Source organism: Bacillus sp. Hm123 (assembly GCF_051842975.2).
In the GTDB taxonomy this organism is placed as follows: Bacteria; Bacillota; Bacilli; order Bacillales; family Domibacillaceae; genus Bacillus_CE.
In genome coordinates this window covers 1,387,815-1,407,308 of record NZ_CM200277.1, presented here as the reverse complement: position 1 = coordinate 1,407,308, position 19,494 = coordinate 1,387,815, and the positions used below count along the sequence as shown (strand labels likewise).

17 protein-coding genes and 1 riboswitch are annotated in these 19,494 nt (G+C 40.6%); all 17 genes read right to left on the bottom strand.

Features of this window, described 5'->3' with window-relative positions:
* Positions 1 to 189: 189 nt before the first annotated feature.
* The 17 genes from recA to dapG all read right to left on the bottom strand — a co-directional run bounded on the left by recA (position 190) and on the right by dapG (position 19,485).
* Positions 190 to 1,236: a recombinase RecA gene (gene recA / locus ACSVDJ_RS07315; protein WP_439169161.1), complete on the bottom strand. Its 1,047-nt coding sequence runs from the start codon at positions 1,234 to 1,236 to the stop codon at positions 190 to 192.
* A gap of 392 nt (positions 1,237 to 1,628) precedes the next feature.
* Entirely contained in the window at positions 1,629 to 2,927 is a 1,299-nt protein-coding gene (locus ACSVDJ_RS07310; RefSeq protein WP_439169162.1) for an O-acetylhomoserine aminocarboxypropyltransferase/cysteine synthase family protein, read from the bottom strand.
* 98 nt (positions 2,928 to 3,025) lie between these two features.
* A riboswitch (SAM riboswitch) is annotated at positions 3,026 to 3,137 on the bottom strand.
* A gap of 88 nt (positions 3,138 to 3,225) precedes the next feature.
* A complete protein-coding gene (locus tag ACSVDJ_RS07305) occupies positions 3,226 to 4,470 on the bottom strand; it encodes a competence/damage-inducible protein A (protein WP_439169163.1) in 1,245 nt (414 codons plus the stop codon).
* A 135-nt stretch (positions 4,471 to 4,605) separates the two neighbouring features.
* Complete coding sequence (gene pgsA / locus ACSVDJ_RS07300; RefSeq protein WP_439169164.1) at positions 4,606 to 5,184, bottom strand: CDP-diacylglycerol--glycerol-3-phosphate 3-phosphatidyltransferase; 579 nt, start codon at positions 5,182 to 5,184, stop codon at positions 4,606 to 4,608.
* Positions 5,185 to 5,261: 77 nt separating this feature from the next.
* Entirely contained in the window at positions 5,262 to 6,116 is an 855-nt protein-coding gene (locus ACSVDJ_RS07295; RefSeq protein ID WP_518620349.1) for a RodZ domain-containing protein, read from the bottom strand.
* Between the two features lie 18 nt (positions 6,117 to 6,134).
* Entirely contained in the window at positions 6,135 to 6,926 is a 792-nt protein-coding gene (locus ACSVDJ_RS07290) for a YmfK family protein (protein ID WP_439169166.1), read from the bottom strand.
* A gap of 119 nt (positions 6,927 to 7,045) precedes the next feature.
* Positions 7,046 to 7,303, bottom strand: a complete 258-nt coding sequence (locus tag ACSVDJ_RS07285) for a DUF3243 domain-containing protein (RefSeq protein WP_439169167.1) — start codon at positions 7,301 to 7,303, stop codon at positions 7,046 to 7,048.
* A gap of 71 nt (positions 7,304 to 7,374) precedes the next feature.
* Positions 7,375 to 8,097 carry an elongation factor P 5-aminopentanone reductase gene (ymfI, locus tag ACSVDJ_RS07280; RefSeq protein WP_439169168.1) on the bottom strand — a complete coding sequence of 241 codons (723 nt, stop codon included), beginning with the start codon at positions 8,095 to 8,097 and terminating at the stop codon, positions 7,375 to 7,377.
* 74 nt (positions 8,098 to 8,171) lie between these two features.
* A complete protein-coding gene (yfmH, locus tag ACSVDJ_RS07275; protein ID WP_439169169.1) occupies positions 8,172 to 9,461 on the bottom strand; it encodes an EF-P 5-aminopentanol modification-associated protein YfmH in 1,290 nt (429 codons plus the stop codon).
* Complete coding sequence (gene yfmF / locus ACSVDJ_RS07270; RefSeq protein ID WP_439169170.1) at positions 9,458 to 10,738, bottom strand: EF-P 5-aminopentanol modification-associated protein YfmF; 1,281 nt, start codon at positions 10,736 to 10,738, stop codon at positions 9,458 to 9,460. Before yfmF ends, yfmH begins: the two co-directional genes overlap by 4 nt.
* 188 nt (positions 10,739 to 10,926) lie before the next feature.
* Positions 10,927 to 11,652 (bottom strand): GntR family transcriptional regulator, encoded by a 726-nt coding sequence (locus tag ACSVDJ_RS07265; RefSeq protein ID WP_439169171.1) that lies wholly within the window; start codon positions 11,650 to 11,652, stop codon positions 10,927 to 10,929.
* 243 nt (positions 11,653 to 11,895) lie between these two features.
* Complete coding sequence (locus ACSVDJ_RS07260) at positions 11,896 to 14,196, bottom strand: FtsK/SpoIIIE family DNA translocase (protein WP_439169172.1); 2,301 nt, start codon at positions 14,194 to 14,196, stop codon at positions 11,896 to 11,898.
* 85 nt (positions 14,197 to 14,281) lie between these two features.
* On the bottom strand, positions 14,282 to 14,488 hold the full coding sequence (locus ACSVDJ_RS07255; protein ID WP_518620344.1) for a YlzJ-like family protein: 207 nt from the start codon (positions 14,486 to 14,488) through the stop codon (positions 14,282 to 14,284).
* Positions 14,485 to 15,231: a ClpP family protease gene (locus tag ACSVDJ_RS07250; protein ID WP_439169174.1), complete on the bottom strand. Its 747-nt coding sequence runs from the start codon at positions 15,229 to 15,231 to the stop codon at positions 14,485 to 14,487. Before ACSVDJ_RS07250 ends, ACSVDJ_RS07255 begins: the two co-directional genes overlap by 4 nt.
* Before the next feature lie 251 nt (positions 15,232 to 15,482).
* Positions 15,483 to 17,150, bottom strand: a complete 1,668-nt coding sequence (locus ACSVDJ_RS07245) for a ribonuclease J (RefSeq protein ID WP_439169175.1) — start codon at positions 17,148 to 17,150, stop codon at positions 15,483 to 15,485.
* 207 nt (positions 17,151 to 17,357) lie between these two features.
* Positions 17,358 to 18,221: a 4-hydroxy-tetrahydrodipicolinate synthase gene (gene dapA / locus ACSVDJ_RS07240; RefSeq protein WP_439169176.1), complete on the bottom strand. Its 864-nt coding sequence runs from the start codon at positions 18,219 to 18,221 to the stop codon at positions 17,358 to 17,360.
* Between the two features lie 22 nt (positions 18,222 to 18,243).
* A complete protein-coding gene (gene dapG, locus ACSVDJ_RS07235) occupies positions 18,244 to 19,485 on the bottom strand; it encodes an aspartate kinase (protein ID WP_439169177.1) in 1,242 nt (413 codons plus the stop codon).
* Positions 19,486 to 19,494: the final 9 nt, after the last annotated feature.

Below are 19,494 nucleotides of genomic sequence, written 5' to 3'. Positions count from 1 at the left end.
CTGATACATTGTTTCAACATTTCAATATACAGCATCAATTCTTCCACTTTTAAGAGAAAAAAATGTAAAATATACATACTAATTTTATAGGTGCAGAAATTCGTTGTCAAGCCTTTCATCTTAGACACCGTATTAATTCTTTCATATATACAAAAGAAGCAGTGTAACAAAACACTGCTTCAACAGATTTTATTCATCTAGTAGATTAAATTCGTCTGATGTACCTTCTTCTACAGGTTCCGTTACATCTTCATCTAACCCATATTGCTTTCGAATCTTCAGCATGATCTCTTGCGAAATATCCGGGTTCTCTTTTAAAAATTGCTTAGCATTTTCACGCCCTTGTCCTAAGCGTTCTTCATTGTAAGAGTACCAAGCACCGCTCTTTTGAATAATGTCTTCATCTGAGCCTAAATCAATGATTTCTCCTTCTTTAGAGATACCTTCTCCGTACATGATATCCACTTCTGCCACGCGGAAAGGAGGAGCTACTTTGTTTTTCACTACTTTTATTTTCGTTTTATTACCGACCATTTCATTTCCTTGCTTCAACGTTTCTGCACGACGAACTTCTAAACGCACAGAGCTGTAGAATTTAAGCGCACGTCCACCTGGTGTTGTCTCAGGATTCCCGAACATGACACCTACTTTCTCACGAATTTGGTTAATGAAGATGGCGATCGTTTTCGATTTATTAATCGCTCCTGAAAGCTTACGCAACGCCTGTGACATAAGACGCGCTTGTAAACCAACGTGCGCATCACCCATTTCACCCTCAATCTCTGCTTTCGGTACTAAAGCTGCGACTGAGTCAATGACAAGAATGTCGATCGCACCGCTTCGCACAAGTGCTTCCGCAATTTCTAATGCTTGTTCCCCTGTATCTGGTTGAGATAGTAAAAGTTCGTCAATATTGACCCCTAGCTTTTGAGCGTATACTGGATCGAGCGCGTGCTCCGCATCAATAAACGCTGCCTGACCACCACTTGCTTGTACTTCAGCAATCGCATGAAGAGCCACCGTCGTCTTACCAGAACTCTCTGGACCATATATTTCAATAATACGCCCACGTGGATAGCCACCTACTCCAAGCGCTGCATCAAGAGCAAGGGATCCACTTGGGATCGTTGAGATTTTGCGATCAGTTTGCTCACCTAGCTTCATAATCGACCCTTTACCGAATTGCTTTTCAATTTGCTTTAAAGCCATATCTAATGCTGCTTGACGATCGTTCATTCAAATTCCTCCTTAAAATAACAAATCTATTAAAAAATTAATTATTGAATTTCCTGTTTCAAAATCTATCATTACTATACCCTTTTTATGAGACAATTTCAAGTGAAAAGCGAACATTTATTCGCTTTTTTAATATTTACATGTTTTGAGAAAAAAGACCACACAATCTGAAGAAGGACATCGTTTGGAGAAAAGTTGGAGGAAAAAACTGATAAGCATCCGCCTATCTATATTACCACAGACTTTATCAAGAAGGGTATCTTTAATGACTGATTTCAATCAACTTATACGCTATTTTCATCATAAAAAGACCGACGCTAAAATGGAATATACAGTAACTAACCTATACCGTATAGATATTCCATCTAAGCGCCAGTCTTTTGTTTTTTCTTTTATGCCTCTACGGTAACTCCTGTTGCTTTTTCAATCGCTTGATTCAAATCAACAATTAAGTCCTTTGTAGATTCTAGTCCGATCGATAAACGAATTAACTCTTCTTTCACTCCAGACTTTTCTAACTCCTCTTTATTTAACTGTTGGTGCGTCGTTGTAGCCGGGTGAATGATCAATGACTTTCCATCCCCGACATTGGCAACATGTGACCATAATTGCACATTATCAATTACTGTTTTCCCTGCTTCTCGACCACCTTTAATACCGAAAACGACGATCGATCCGTTGCTATTGTTCAAATATTTTTTAGCTAAATCATGTGATGGATGTTCTGGTAAACTCGGATGGGAAACCCATTCCACACCAGGGTGATTGTTTAAATAGTTCACGATTTCTAATGTATTTTCGTGATGACGTTGAATTCGCAAATGAAGCGTCTCCAGTCCTTGCAGCAATAAAAAAGCACTATTGGCACTTAAAGCCGGACCAAAATCTCTTAACAGCTGCACTCGTAGCTTCACAGCAAATGCTGATCCTTCAATGTCAGCATATTTCAACCCATGATAAGATTCGTCAGGCTCTGTAAAACCAGGGAATTTCTCGCTGTCCCAATTGAACTTCCCACCATCTACTACGACACCACCAATCACTGTACCGTGGCCACTAATCCATTTCGTCGCAGAATGGACGACGATATCTGCCCCCCAAGTAAGCGGCTTGCAAACATACGGTGATGCGAATGTGCTATCGATAATTAGCGGGATACCATTCGCATGAGCGATATCTGCCACTTTCTCCACATCCAACACATTTAGAGATGGATTTCCGATAATTTCTCCAAAAAGAGCCTTCGTTTTCGGTGTAATCGCTTTTCGGTAGTTCTCAGGATCCGTCGAATCAACAAATTTAACGGTGATGCCATACTTCGGAAGCGTGTTAGCAAATAAATTATATGTACCACCATATAAATTACTCGCTGCCACGATTTCATCGCCCGCATGTGCTAAATTCAATATAGAAAAAGCGATGGCTGCCATTCCGGAAGATAATGCTACTGCGGCAGCTCCTTCTTCAAGCAATGCCACTCGTTTTTCAAATACATCAACCGTTGGATTCGTAATACGGGTGTAAATATTTCCAGGCTTTTGTAGCGCGAATAAAGCGTTCGCATGATCTGTATCTTCAAATACGTACGAAGTTGTTTCATAAATCGGTACAGCACGAGCTCCTGTCACTGGATCTGGCACCTGGCCTCCGTGTAATAACAATGTCTCTTGATCCCAATTTTCTTTTGTCATGTGTAAACCCCTCCTAAATGAATGTTTATGATGTTCTAGAGGAAGATAAAAAACCCCTCTTCTTATCAAAAAGAAGAGGGTTTAATGATTAGGTCCTCCTCTTATCTTCCAGACAAAAAAGTCTGTAGGAATTAGCACCGTTTCAGACAATATCGCCTGAAGGTTGCCGGGCTTCATAGGGCCTAATCCCTCCGCCGCTCGTAATAAGAGTGTCAATATTAAATTCAATAAGCCAGTAAACTCTTAAAAAGATTATATAATAATCCAATCAGAATGGTCAATAATATTTTGAATATTTTTATTTATTTTGATCGAGAGCGTGAAGTAAATAATGGCAGCCATATTTAACTGAACGCTTACGAATCCCCGCTCGACTTCCCACAAGGTTAAGCTGATAAACTTTCGTCTCTTGAGAACGTTCGGCCAGGCCAATCCAAACAGTGCCAGGGGCTTGGCCATCCATTTCATCAGGACCAGCCACTCCAGTAAAACTAATAGCAAAATCACTATCGAAAATCGCTCTTGTATTTTCTGCTAGTTCAAGTGCACATTGTTCACTGACAGCTCCATATGTATCAATAGTCTCTTTTTTCACATTAACAAGTTGCTTCTTCGCATCATTGGAGTAACAAACGATCCCGCCTTTAAAGATCGCACTCACACCTTCGACAGCTGTCAATTCACTTTGGAAAAGACCACCTGTTAAACTCTCAGCAGCTGCAATCGATAAATTTCTTTCCTTCAGTAATTCCGCCAACTCTTCCACAATCGTTGTTTGGTCATACCCATAAAAATATGGACCGACACGTCGGAGAATTTCAGCTTCTACTTCCTGAATCATGCCAATAGCTTCTTCTTCTGATTCATGCTTCGCTGTAATTCGAAGCGTGACCTCTCCATCTCCTGCTAATGGGGCAATCGTTGGATTCTTTTGATTGAGTAACAAGTCTTCCACTTCAACCTCAAGAGCCGATTCACCAATTCCGAAAAACCTCAATACCCGAGACTCGATTCGCTCGACTTTCTCTAACAGTTGGATCAACTCATTTTTTCCATAGTTTAAAAACATCGGTTGCATTTCTTTCGGTGGTCCAGGCAATAACATATACTGTTTTCCACTTGCTTTAAGTAACATCCCCGGAGCCATGCCATAATCATTTGGTAATACTGTACTTCCGCTCATCACTAAAGCTTGTTTCTTATTATTTTCAGTCATTGTTCGGTTCACTTTGACAAAATACGCTTCTATACTTTTCAAGGCGACTTCATTATATTCAAGTTCACACCCAATATGTTTGGCAAGCGCTTCCTTCGTCAAATCATCCTTTGTCGGTCCAAGTCCGCCTGTGAAAATTAACAGATCGGCACGCTTCTCCGCTTCTTTCACCACATCAACCAGTCGTGTCGGATTATCTCCCACAACTGTATGATAGTATACATTAATGCCGATTTCGGCTAAATGATGAGAAAGAAACTGTGCATTCGTATTGGTAATTTGTCCTAGTAACAACTCAGATCCTACAGCAATAATTTCAGCGTTCATACTAACACCCCTACTTCTAAAAAAGCTGACAAAAACATTGAATGACTGCCCTTAGCGCTCATATAGTATCCACTATAACAACTATATGATAGTAAGAGTGTGTCTGATTCTTTGCTTAAGTCAGCCTCCTATCTATTATTTTGAATGTTTAAATACGTGACGATTGAGATAGAAATAATCCCAACCGGACCATATCGTAAAGAATGTCGCTACCCATAGTGAGATATCAGCAAATGGGATCGACAAGCTTTCAAATGGCGCATTATGGAGCAATAGAGCGGAAATCGCAATAATTTGCGTCCATGTTTTGATTTTGCCAAGCATATTCGCAGCGACCACTTCGCCTTCACCAGCAAGAATAAGGCGCAGCCCCGTGACAGCAAATTCGCGGCTAATAATGATGATGACAATCCAAGAGGCAGCAAACCCTAGCTCAACTAAAACGATGAGTGCCGCAGATACGAGTAATTTATCTGCCAACGGGTCCAAAAACTTCCCTAAGTTCGTCACTAGATTGTACTTTCTTGCAAGATAACCATCGATCCAATCCGTTGTTGCTGCAATAATAAAGATTAGCGCCCCTACAAAGTGGGTCATCGGCATAGTTGAGCCTAAAAATTCGATCTCTCCCCAATTAAAATCGACCACCATGACGATTAAAAAAATGGGGATCATCAAAATTCGCGATACAGTAATCTTATTAGGTAAATTCACAATTGTCCCTCCACTTATCAAGATGAGATGCCTTTTAACTGGCACCTCACCATTCAAACCGTTCCTTACTTAGAAGCTTACTTTTTTTGAATAATAATGTTTTGCGTTACTTGACTAGCTGCAGGAATTTGATACGTAACTACTTCACCGTTTACTTTAATTTCCGTATCTACCGCATTTCCTACTCTAATCTTCGCTTCTGTTTGACCCGTTAAATCAAATGTTTGCGTTTGACCTTTTGGAATCATATCACCGAAATGGCTCTTCCCGTTTCCGTCTTTGACACCGACCCAAGTGCTTCCTTTCGATGAAATCGTTAGTTCAAACTTTTCAGCTTCTTTCAGTTCATAAGTGGAATCGCTTCCGCTTGCCCCAACAGCTGTTAATACTGGCTTAGCAGGCTCTTCTACTTTCGGTTCCTCTTTTACTTCTTTTTCTTCTTTCGCAGGAGCTTCCTCCTTGCCTTCATCTTCATTGTTTTGCTCCGTAGATTCCTTAACAACAGGTTTTTCTACCACTTGCTTCTCATCTGCATCGTTTTTAGGCATTAGTACCCAAACCAAGAACAGAGCCCCAATGACAAAAGTCGTTACTAATATTTTCGGTAAATGTTCAAGAAGTTTAGATGGCTCAGTAGGAACTTTTGATTTCACTGGCTCAACCTTTGTCGCCCTTTGAGGAATTTCATCTTCATGGGAAGATGGCACTTCACTTTTAAACTCCTCAAATAATTCATCAGGGTTTAAACCTACAGCTTCAGCATATTGTTTAATAAATGCTCGAACATAAAATTTCCCTGGCATCATGTCATAATTTCCTTCTTCGATGCCTGTTAAGTATCTTTTTTGAATTTTCGTCATTTCCTGTACATCGGCTAATGACAATCCTTTTGCTTTTCGCGCTTCTCTTAAGCGATTTCCTAGTTCAGTCAACAATAACACCTTCCATAATTAAAAATCAAAACCACCGAAGTTTGAATCCTGAAAAAAGCTATTCCTTTCCACAGGCTCATATGTAATTTCTTCTTCAGGATGATTTCGAAGTTCAATGATATAATCAAAATCTTCTATTTTATACTCACTGTTTCGAACAAAAATATCTGGATGCTCTACTACTTTAACAGCAGGCAGCCTCATAATTTCTCGAACGAGCTGCCAATGCTTTTCACTCGCTCTTTGTGTTGATACAACACCGTCCATAATAAAAATGTTATTGGCATTATATTCGTCGCGAATCAATTGATCACGAACCGTTTGTTTAATCATAGTGGAAGACATAAACAGCCATCTCTTATTCGCACAGACGCTAGCCGCAACAATTGACTCCGTCTTTCCCACTCGAGGCATCCCCCGTATACCGATTAATTTATGCCCTTCCATTTTATACAATTCTGCCATAAAATCAACGAGAAGTCCAAGCTCATTTCTCACGAATCGAAAAGTTTTCTTATCATCGGCATCTCGCTCGATATATCGACCATGCCTCACAGCCATTCGATCACGTAATTTCGGTTCCCTCAATTTAATAATTTGAATCGTATCAATCGTTTCAAGAATCGATTCAAGCCTTCGAATCTGATCTTCACTTTGAGCCCGTATTAACAATCCCCGGCTACCATCATCTACACCGTTAATAGTAATAATGTTAATGGAAAGCATACCCAATAATGAAGAAACATCCCCTAATAATCCAGGACGGTTTTTCATAATTTTATACTCTAAATACCAAACTTTTTTGGACATACAAACACCCCTTGTGACTTGACCTTGATCATGCCCATAAATAAATAATATCTACTTTCTATCATAAATGATTTATGCGCTTTTTAAAAGAAAAAAGAGAGGAATTTCCTCCCTCTCTTTTAGCGCACCCCATTATTCTGAACTAATTTCACCATAACATTGGCAATTGCGTGCTGTTCCTCTTCAGAAGCGACAGACCATAAATCAGATAACACACGCTCTTGTTCATTTTTCGGATCAACTTTTTTTGCTAAATAATCACCCACTTGATAGGCCACATTACCGATTGTTTCATTGTTCATGCCTTGGTCTTGGGCTTGGTTGAGCTTTGTTCCTAAAAAGTTTTTCCACTCGTGCCAATTTTCAAGTACTGACATCTTATTGTCCCTCCCTTTATTGAGTTACAATCATAGTTTGCATCGATTTAAAAAACTTATTCAATAAATATTTACGTGTACCAGCCGCCGTTCACTGACACGACTTGTCCAGTGAGATAGGAAGAAGCTGACGAACAAAGAAAGCTAACGACTGCTGCAATTTCTGTCGGTTCCGCCAGCCTCCCCATTGGAATCTCTTCTGCTATTTCGTCTAGCTCTTCGCTAGAAAATTGCGCCATCATTTTTGTGTTTACTGCACCAGGTGCGACCGCATTCACTTTAATACGAGCAGGAGCCAGCTCCTTCGCTAATGACTTAACGAATGCAATTTGCGCCCCCTTCACTGTAGAGTAAACGACTTCACAAGCCGCGCCTGTTTGCCCCCAAATCGAAGAAATAAAGACAATCGACGGCGTTGCACCTTTTTGCAACTTCGAAATGAGCTTTTGACTGATCATCATCGGGCTTTTGACATGAAGTGTCCAAAGCAGATCCATTTCTTCTTCTTTTACGTCTTGAAATAAGCCGTAGTGAGATATTCCATGAGCAAAAATAACCGCTTCAACAGAAAATAACTGCTGAAGAAGTTTCTCGACTCCATCCAATGAAGATAAATCTGCCTGTACAGACAAGCTCTCGACTCCCATTTCTTCTATTTGCTTTTGTAATGCTTTTATTTTATCTTCTCCATTTGTGTATTGTAGATATAGATTCCAACCGTCAAGCGCTAGTTTTTTGGCGACTTCTTGACCAATTCCGCCACTTGCTCCAACGACTAAAGCAAATCGTTTCATAATTCCCCATTCTCCTCTTAAACTTGAAAAGCCGGACTTCTAAAGAAGCTAAAGCCGGCTTTTTCTTTCTATACTTATTGCTTTGGCACAATATGAAAGGCGGTTAAACGTTCCTCCGCGATCATATGAGCGGCAACAGCTTGCACCTCGGCAAACGTAATCATTTCAAGCATCGGAACGACTTCGAATAAATCCATCTCATTAAAGGTATAGCGCGTAAATTGATTAGCAATATATTCAGGCGAATTGACTGCGCGCAAAAAAGCACCAATTTTTTTCTTGACGGATCGTTTCAATGCTTCTTCCGTTAAGTGCTTGCCTTCTTTCGCCTCTAGGAGAATTTTTTGTACTCGTTCCTCCAGCTCATCCGGACGAGCCGTATCTCCTCCTACCATCGCAAAACCAAAGCCCTTTTCTTGAGTGAAGTCATAACCAAATGTGTCATCAATTAACCCTTCACGATACATTTGATAGTAGAGCTCAGAGCTTTTTCCAAAGAGCATATCGAGCAAAATATTCATCGTTAATTCTCTTTTCAATAATTCCTTACCTTGTAAGTCGGTGTCAACCGCTTTCAACCCTACTTCACATTTTGACGATTGGACATTCATCGCAAGTACTCGCTTCTTCTCCTTCACCACTTCAGGCTCTTGTTCAAAGCGACGCTTAATCTCCGGCTGATCAGTAAACGGCTTTTTCGCTTGATTATCGCGAACGAATGTCATAGTTTCTTCCGGATTGATGGAACCAACAACAAATAGGAGCATATTACTCGGGTGATAAAACGTATGGTAGCATTCATACAAATGATCCTTCGTAATATCAGCAATCGACTCGACTGTTCCTGCAATATCAATTTTGACCGGGTGCTGATGATACATATTGTGAATCACCCCGAAATACACTTGCCAATCCGGGTTATCGTCATACATACGAATCTCTTGTCCGATAATGCCTTTCTCTTTTTCAACTGTTTTCTCTGTAAAGTAAGGAGCTTGCACAAAGTCAATTAACGTCTCCAAATTTTGCTTGACGTTTGCTGTGCTTGAAAATAAATAGGCCGTTCTAGTAAAAGATGTGAAAGCATTGGCTGATGCACCTTGACGACTAAAATGTTGAAACACATCGCCATCTTCTTTCTCAAACATTTTATGCTCTAAAAAATGGGCAATACCATCTGGAACTCGAACGAATGCTTCTTGATCTTTCGGGATGAAGTCGTTGTCAATGGAACCATATTTTGTTGTAAACGTAGCAAATGTTTTATTAAATCCTTTTTTCGGTAGCACATACACATCTAGACCATTGTCCATTTTTTCATAATATAGTTCTTCTTGTAGTTGATCAAATACGATTTTCCTCATGAAACTCCCTCCCCTGACAAAAAGTAGATCGTGTCTAACTCAATTTTAGCCGCGACCGCTGTCACTTCTTCGATCGTTGTCCGCTCCACTGCTTCGAGCCAGTCATCGATGGTTACATTTTGTTTTGCGACGACATTATGGTATAAAATCTCAATCAACCCTCGCGCGGTATCAATCGTTTCAAGCAACTGATTGCGAATCACCGCTCGCGTTTGCAAAATTTCATTTTCAGAAATATCTCCTTGTTTCATCGCTTGTAGCTGCTCATTAATGATTTGTACCGCTTGATCATAATTTTTACTATCAATGCCGGAGAGCACCATTAAGAATCCTTTATGGCTCTCTACACGACTTGCCGCATAATAAGCAAGGCTCGCTTTCTCTCGCACATTTGTGAATAGCTTAGAGTGAGAGAACCCGCCAAATATCCCGTTAAATACTTGAAGAGCGAAATAGTCTGGATCACCAAATTTGACCTTTGTCTGATAGCCGATATGGAGCTTTCCTTGATTGATCTCTTGCTCTTCCTTCACATGTTTCGGTTCACCTTGACGAAGAGGAACGTCGCTGGAATTGACCATTAACGGTTGGCGATCATCCATCGTAAACAGACGGTCAACAACCTCCTCTACTTGTTGCTCATTAACATCTCCGACAATATATAAGTCAATCTCATCTTCTGAGAACGCTTTCTTATAGTAAGTATATAAGTCCGCCGCCCCAATCGGATCGACCGCTTCTAGTTGTCCGTTAGGCTGCAGGGCATAACGATCCTCTTCATACATTTCTTCAAGTAAGCGCATGCTAGCATAACGCATTTTATCATCGTACACAGATTGGATACGCTGCTTCAAATTCCGCTTTTCACTTTCAACAATCTCCTGATCGAATGCCCCATTTTTCACAAGTGGGTTTGTTAGCACATCATTAAAAAATTGAAACGCTTTTTCTAATAATGAATCTTCCTTCTTCAAATAGTTCTCATTGGCTATTTCAAGCGAAAAGCTCATCGTATGATAATCACCTTTTTTCGCTAAATCTACAAAAAAACTAGCTCCATATAAATCATCTAAATGTGAGCGTAAAGCGGTAGAAGTAGGAAATGAAGCCGACCCATTTTGAAGGACATAAGGAAGCAACGCTCTCATCGTTACTGTTTCTTGCTCAAGCGGTGCTTTCATTTTCCATACAATCGTATTCGTTTTGTATTTATCTGTTTTGATAATATGAAGATTATACCCTTTTTTCGTTTTGATTATCTCGTTTACTAATGTCACTGAAACATCCTCCTTTACGGTGCTGCTATGTCTATATTTTTATCCGAATATCGCACGCTTCATGCTTTTTTTTCATAAAAACTTACTTTAACTATACACGAGCAACTAATCATTGAAAAACAAAACGCTATTTTTTTAAATAGAAAAAAACTGCCCACCGCAATGGACAGCTTCTCACTAGTTCTCTGTTAAATCCGCTTTCTTAACACATGAAAGCTAAACTTATCCGCTTTAAAATAGTTCATGGAGTATAAAATAGGCTCGTCCAATTCATCATAATGCAGCTGTTTCAACAAAAGTAAAGCGGTTTCAGGATCACATTCAAGAATAGGGGATACCTTTTCTTGATATCCAAATGGTTCAATTTGAGCCACCGCGTGGGATATTCTTCGATTCCCAACTCGATCTAACAAGACAAATAACGATTCATCTTGATAATCATAATTCTCTGGGAAAAACCGAGCAGGGATTTTGTCCAAACAGTAGACGACCGGCTCACCATTAGCTGTTCTGACGCGTTCAATCACAACGATTTCTTCTTCTAAGCTACAATGAAATCGTCGTTGATCTTCTTCAGTCGGGCTTTGTTTACTAGAACTTAAAAAGATGGTTCCAGGTTCCATTCCCGCTTGAACAATCATATCGGTCACACTCGTCAGCTGCTCAATTCCTGATGTGAATAGCGGTTTCGCATTCACAAATGTCCCTACCCCATGCCTGCGGATAATCACATTTTCTTCTTCCAAAATCCGCAACGCTTCTCTCAACGTTGCTCGGCTTACACCTAATTGCTTTGCCAATTCGAACTCAGAAGGAAGCTTTTCTTTTTCTTTGTAAATACCTACTTCAATATCACGTTTTAAATGATCAATGACTTGCAGGTATAGATGTCTGCTATCCGATTTAATCGACATTCAACAACCACCCTCTTCCAGAAGACATCAGACCTCTGAAGTGTAACATCTCTACTAATTTCTTTTAACATAGCATTTTTTATCCTTCTTGAAAAGATGTATTGGCTTATTATTAAAAATTGTTTAAAATTATTTGTCTATTTATGCCTGCTCCCTTGACAAACCAGAAAAGGCTTCTTTATTATTTACCCTTTTATTCACAAAGAAAAACGCCCAAAACATTGCATTTAGGCGTTTTCTCCATCATTCTTCCGGCTTTGGAATTAATACATGTCGTGGCTTACTACCTTCATACGGCCCTACTACGCCTCTTTGCTCCATTTCATCGATTAATCTTGCCGCTCTACTATAGCCGATCCGAAAACGACGCTGTAGCATTGATACGGAGGCAGTCTGCATTTCCGCGATGAGCTGAACCGCTTCTTCGTATAGTTCATCCTCTACTTGTGATGTATTTTCCGGCACATCTTCTGGGATCATATCGTCTTGATATTGTGCTTTTTGCTGAGAAATCACATAATCGACAATTTCCTCTACTTCTTCATCAGATAAAAAGGCACCTTGTACACGAACCGGCTTCGAAGCACCAACTGGGAAGAACAACATATCTCCTCGTCCTAACAGCTTCTCTGCCCCACCCATATCTAAAATCGTTCTCGAATCCGTCATAGAGGATACAGCGAAAGCGATTCTAGATGGGATGTTCGCTTTGATGACTCCAGTAATGACATCGACGGATGGCCTTTGAGTCGCAATAATCAAATGAATACCAGCAGCCCTTGCCATTTGAGCTAATCGAGTGATCGAATCTTCCACATCATTCGATGCCACCATCATTAAGTCCGCTAACTCATCAACAATGACAACGATATAAGGGAGAAACGGCTGTTTTTCTTCTGTTTCTTCGTTTTCTCGTCTAATATGTTCATTGTAGCCTTCAATGTTCCTTGTACCACTGTGCGAAAATAAATCGTAGCGACGTTCCATTTCACCCACTACTTTTTTTAATGCTTGAGAAGCTTTTTTGGCATCTGTCACAACCGGAGCAAGCAAATGTGGAATGCCATTGTACACATTTAATTCTACCATTTTCGGGTCAATCATCATCATCTTCACTTCATGCGGCTTGGCTCTCATTAAAATGCTCGTAATGATGCCGTTAATACAAACACTTTTCCCGCTACCCGTCGCTCCAGCAACGAGTAAATGAGGCATTTTGTTCAGCTCTGCTGACACCGCTTCACCGGTGATATCTCGTCCGAAGGCAATCATCAATTTAGAGTTTGGTTTTTCATTCACATTCGCTTCTACTACTTCACGTAGTGACACCATCGCCACTTCTGAATTCGGCACTTCGATTCCAATAGCGGACTTCCCTGGAATTGGCGCTTCCATTCGAATATCTTTCGCGGCTAACGCTAACGCTAAGTCATCACTTAAACTAACAATTTTACTCACTTTCACCCCAACATCTGGATGCACTTCATATTTAGTTACTGCGGGACCTAAATGCACTTGTGTCACTTTCGCCTTTACACCAAAGCTTTGAAACGTCCTTTCAAGCTTCGCCGCATTCGCATGAATCAGTTGATATTCTCGACTTTGATCTGTTTGCTTCGGCCGTTTTAATAGTTTAAGAGGCGGAAGCTTGTAATCTTTATTTTCCACTTCTGTAAAGGTGATTGCCGGAGCTCTCTCCTCTACCACCTCTTTTTGCTCTACCGAAGATGGATTTTCTGGCGGGTCTTCTACGTAAGCACGTTCCGTAAAGCTCGAAATAAGTGGTTCGTCTGAAAGAGACGGAGCTTCGTCTGCTTCTATTTCCACCTGTTGATGATCGGTGATTTTCACTGGATGTTCAACTGCTTCTGCTTGTTTTTTCGCTTTCCTTTCACTTTTCCATTCTTTCATATCTTGTAGAAAAGCAGACCATTGTTGACTGAAAAATCCTTTCACTACGACAAACAACTTGCCAAATAATTCGCTGAATGATTTCCCAGTAATTAAGATCATACCGATTAAAATAAGAACGAAGCTGCATATTCTCGTTCCTAACGTATCAAATAAAAAATAAGTGATAGAAAACAGTAAAGCGCCAACCATTCCGCCACCAAGATCACTTGATGCCCCAGCACCCTCCTTGACTTCCATCCAAAATAAGTTCCATGTATTGATCAATACACTCGGCTGATCAAAGGAGCGATTATTTCCAAGCAACTCAAACAATTTCACATGGCTCAGTAGCAACATACTAACGAAAACGATGTATACTCCTACTAACCTTCGTTGAAAGAAAAATGGCTTTTCTCGCCTAAACATAGTGTAGCTAGCATAGGCCATCAAACTAATAAATCCAACCATATACCACTGTCCGAAGAAAAAGCGAAAAAAATACGCAAAGGCTTTTCCGACTGCCCCTAGCTGAATAATCCCTATCAAGCTTAAAGCAATGATCACAATTCCTATCAGTTCAAGTTTGATCGTTTCTTTTATTTGTGGCGCTTTTTTCGTCTTACGGGACGTCTTCTTTCTTTTTCTAGCCATAGCAACCACCTACTCTATAGATTTCACAAAAATAAGAAAGCAGCCGTTTTGGCTGCTTTTTCTATTATAGCATATTTGTTCGCATTCATCTAAGAGAAATCAGGCTACCAGGAGTAATTTTTTCGTTTAAAAAATCGTTAGGGTTCGTACTTGCAATTCGAATAACACGATATTGATGATCTTGTCGTTGAGCATATAAAGAGACGCCTTGCCAATCAATCAGCTCCGTTTCTTCTTCTATCATCGGATGAGGAAAAATATATTCCCTCGGCATCATCGTATATAAAATCATTGAATCATCTTTCCATTCTGTTCGGTCTCTTTGATCAATTCATTTAATTTTTTCATCGCTTCACCGATCCCTCCAACTTCGTCAATCAATCCGCAAGCGACGGCATCTTCACCAACAACATTAGTCCCGATATCTCTCGTTAAATTGCCTTTTGCAAGCATCAAATCTTTAAATGTTTCCTCTTGAATGGTCGAGTGCCTTGTGACAAATTTCACGACTCGATCTTGCATTTTGTCTAAATACTCAAAGCTTTGCGGAACGCCGATAACAAGTCCTGTTAACCGAATCGGATGGATCGTCATCGTCGCTGTTTCAGCAATAAAGCTATAATCACAAGAAACAGCGATTGGCACACCGATCGAATGCCCGCCTCCCAGTACAATCGATACCGTTGGCTTTGATAAAGAAGCAAGCATTTCAGAGATCGCTAGCCCCGCTTCTACATCTCCTCCGACTGTATTTAATACGATTAAAAGCCCTTTAATATCTGGATTTTGTTCAATCGCTACAATTTGTGGAATGACATGCTCATACTTCGTTGTTTTGTTTTGCGGAGGAAGCTGTATATGCCCCTCAATTTGGCCAACAATCGTTAAACAATGAACCGATGTATCCTTAGGAAGCTGAGGTACATTCGTCTGTCCGAGTTGTTGAATATTTTCCATTAAAGAGGACTCTGTCTTTGGTTTTTCTTCTTTCATCGGCTCGACTTCTTCTCCAGTCAGCTTCTTCTCAATACTCATACTCCTTTGCTCCTTTCAAGAACGAATATGAATATTTTCTTCTTTTTTCCCGAAATTATACAAAAAAAATGAACCATTAAGGTTCACTTTTTAAAATTAACGCGCTGAACAAGCGCCTTTCGCTTTTCTTGTCTAGCTACTGGCGCTAGCGCGTACGCTGATTGTTGCTCTCTCAATCGGGTTCCAAATACGTGAACCCTCAGTCGAGAGCCGAAATCCGCTAGCGCGCTGAACAAGCGCCTTTCGCTTTTCTATACTTCCATGATAATTGGTAGGATCATTGGGCGGCGTTTTGTTTTTTCAAATAGAAAGGCGTTAAGTTGATCTCTAACGTCTTGTTTAATGCTTGACCATTCAAATGATTCTCCGGCCATATTTTTTTCAACAATATCGGTAATTAATTGCGTCGATTGTTCCATTAGCTTTTCCGATTCTCTCACGTAAACGAATCCACGCGAAATAATTTCAGGGCCGGAAACAATTCGCTTTTCTTTTTTGCTTAATGTAATGACAACAATAAAGATCCCATCTTGAGACAGTAGCTTTCGATCTCGTAACACGATGTTACCGACATCTCCTACGCCAATTCCATCGATTAGTACATTGCCTGCAGGTACTTTTGAAGTTACGCGCAGTTTTTCACTTTTGTACTCGATGACATCCCCTTTTTCTGGGATGACAATATGATCTAAAGACATGCCCACTTGAACAGCAAGCTTCGCATGAGCTTTTAACATGCGATATTCCCCTTGAACCGGCACGAAATATCGTGGCTTCATTAAATTTAGCATAAATTTCAAATCTTCTTGGAAGCCGTGACCAGACACATGCACTTTTCGCTTGCCAGTGAGAACGTTGGCACCTGAGCGATACAAAAGATCTACCGTTTTAGCAAGCAACAATTCTAACCCCGGTGAAGGAGTAGCTGTAATTAATACCGAATCGCCTTGTTTAATTTTAACTAATTTATTCGTCCCTTTTGCCATCTTTTGCAATGCTTCGATCGGCTCTCCTTGCACACCCGTCGTTAAAATAACAATTTGATGATCTGGGTATTCAGAAATCTCTTGTAGGCTAATCAGAATATCTTCCTGGACGTTTAAATAGCCCAGTTTAATCGCTATATCGTTCACACGCTGCATGCTCTTTCCGCTAACAGCCACTTTTCTACCATTCTGATAGGCTGCATCAAATACTTGTTGAATACGAACAATGTTTGATGCGAAGGAAGCGACAATAATTCGACCTTTAGTTGAATGAAAGGCATCCGATAATTGATTCGCAATCACCGCTTCAGAAGTAGTGTGCCCAGGTCTTTCCGCTTCTGTTGAATCAGATAATAACATAAACACGCCGTTCTGACCGAGCTGAGCCATCTTACCAATATCAGGTTCATACAACCCTTTAGCTGCTTGGTCAAACTTAAATTCACCGGTGTGAACGATCGCTCCTTCTGACGTATGAATCGCCACCCCTAATGAATCTGGAATGCTGTGCGTCGTTCTGAAAAATGTGACATCGACCCCATTGAAACGCAAGCGAGAATCAGAATGGACGGTATAATATTTAACCTCTTCTTTGACGTTCTCTTCACGAAGTCTCATTTTTGCTAAAGCAAGCGTTAACTTACTTCCATATACGGGCGCTTTAATTTTCTTTAAAACATAGCCTAAAGATCCAATCGCATCTTCATGCCCATGTGTTAGGAAAATCCCCTTTACCCGCTCTTTATTTTCCACTAAATATGTAATGTCTGGAATAACAATATCAATTCCAAGCATTTCATTTTCAGGGAACATTAAACCAGAATCTACTACAAAAATTTCTTGGTCCACTTCAATGACCGTCATGTTCTTTCCAATTTCTCCGACTCCACCAAGTGGAATGACTTTAATCACTTCATTTTTTCTCTTACCCAATGTATTCTTCCTCCTATATAAAGACCAGCCCGTCCCATACCATTGTTCTTATTATAATAGATGAAGGAAAGTAAATCCAATACAATCTTTTCATCATTTGAAGGTTGCTCACTCTTTTAAAGAAGAACGTCTATACGGTCAATGGTTGAACGCATAAAAAAACTGTCCGGCTAAGCTCATCTCAACCGAACAGAGTACTAACATAACTTATAACAATTTCATTAAATCCGCTCTCTCAGCTTCTGAAAGAGGAACAAGTGGCAAGCGTACGCTTCCCATATCCATTCCTTTTAATTGCAATGCAGTTTTAACTGGTACTGGACTTGGAGCAGCAAACAATCCTCTAATGACAGGTAATAGTTGCTGATGAATTTTCGCTGCTTCTTGATGTTTGCCTTCTAAAAAGAAGGAAACCATTTGTTGCATTTCATTACCAACAATATGAGAAGCAACAGAAACGACACCATCTCCACCGACAGAAAGCATAGGAAGTGTTAAGCCATCATCTCCGCTATAAACAAGGAAATCATCTGCTGTTCCTGCAATGATCTCAGTCATTGCATCGATATTTCCGCTCGCTTCTTTCGCGGCCACGATATTCGCTATTTTTGATAGTCTAATCGTTGTTTCTGGAGTGATGTTGACGCTAGCACGACCAGGAATATTATAGATCATAACTGGTAATGAAGTCGATTCAGCAATCGTTTTAAAATGCTGATAAAGACCTTCTTGATTTGGCTTGTTATAGTAAGGAGCGACGAGCATAATCGCATCTACGCCTACTTGTTCCGCCTTTTTCGTTAGTTCAATCGACTGCTTCGTATTATTACTCCCTGTCCCTGCAATGACCGGAATTCGTCCGGCTACCGCTTCAACCGTATGGCGAAACAAAGCAATTTTTTCTTCCGCAGTCAAGGTTGGAGATTCTCCTGTTGTTCCAGCAACAACAAGGGAATCCGTCCCATTGTTAATTAAATAGTTCACAAGCTGGCTTGTTTTTTCAAAATCGATATTTCCTTTTGAATCAAAAGGTGTCACCATGGCAGTGGACACCCGTCCGAATGAAATCATACTGATTCCTCCTCTGTCAAGCTTACTTCTTCATTTCATATTCGCTATGGTCTTCATGTAATTCAAACGCATCGTGCAAAGCATTGACCGCTGTGACGAGCTCTTCGTTTTTCACGAGTACCCAGATCGTTGTATGACTATCCGCTGATTGCAAGATTCTCACATTTTCCTCAGCAAGAGCCTGCACAATTTTCGATGTTACCCCTGGCACGCCTGTCATGCCAGCACCTACAACCGATACTTTGGCGCAGTCTCGCTCAACGTCAGGGGCGTACCCCATCTCTTTTAATACTTGCTCCGCTCGATCAACTGCATTGCCTGTTACCGTATAAACAACACCTGTCGGAGAGATATTAATGAAGTCTACACTAATTTTCTCTTGAGCCATCGCTTTAAAGACTTCAGCCTGTAAATTGTATTGATCTTTTTTTGCCTGCACTTTAATTTGGGCAACATCGGCGACATGAGCGATTCCCGTCACTAGGCGTTCTCTAATGTCAGAGCCTTGACTTTGCTTGGATATAGACGTAACAAGCGTCCCTAAACCATCGGAGTTAGTTGACCGGATGCGCACAGGAACCTTCGCCTGCATCGCTATTTCGACCGCTCGAGGGTGGATCACTTTCGCCCCTTGATAAGCCATGTTGCAAACCTCATTATACGTGACGACAGCTAGAGGTCTCGCTTTATCAGCCACTCGAGGGTCAGCTGTCATAATCCCTTCTACATCAGTAAAAATATCAATCCAATCAGCGCCAAGAGCCGATCCTAAAGCAGCGGCAGACGTATCACTGCCTCCTCGACCAAGTGTTGTCACATCGCCTTGTGCATTCGCTCCTTGGAAACCAGCAACAACAACGACGTCATGCGCCTCTAGCTCCTTACGAATCCGTGAGCATTTCATCTCTAAAATCTTTGCATTCGTGTGGTCGCTATTTGTGACAAAACCAGCCTGAGCTCCAGTTAAGGCACAAGCAGAAATACCACTATCAAGTAACATATTCGTAAACACAAGGCTGGAAATCACTTCTCCACAAGAAAGAAGCAGATCTTGCTCTCTTGCGGATAATTTCATATCTTCTCCGTTAGCTAAAGATAAAAGGGTATCCGTCGCATAAGGTTCCCCTTTTCGTCCCATAGCAGAAACGACCACGACGACCTTGTATCCTTCTTTCATAGCTTTTTCAATATGACGTTTAGCATTTTGACGCGTTTTTTCATTGCGTACAGATGTACCGCCAAATTTTTGAATGATCATTTTCACTGTTTTACA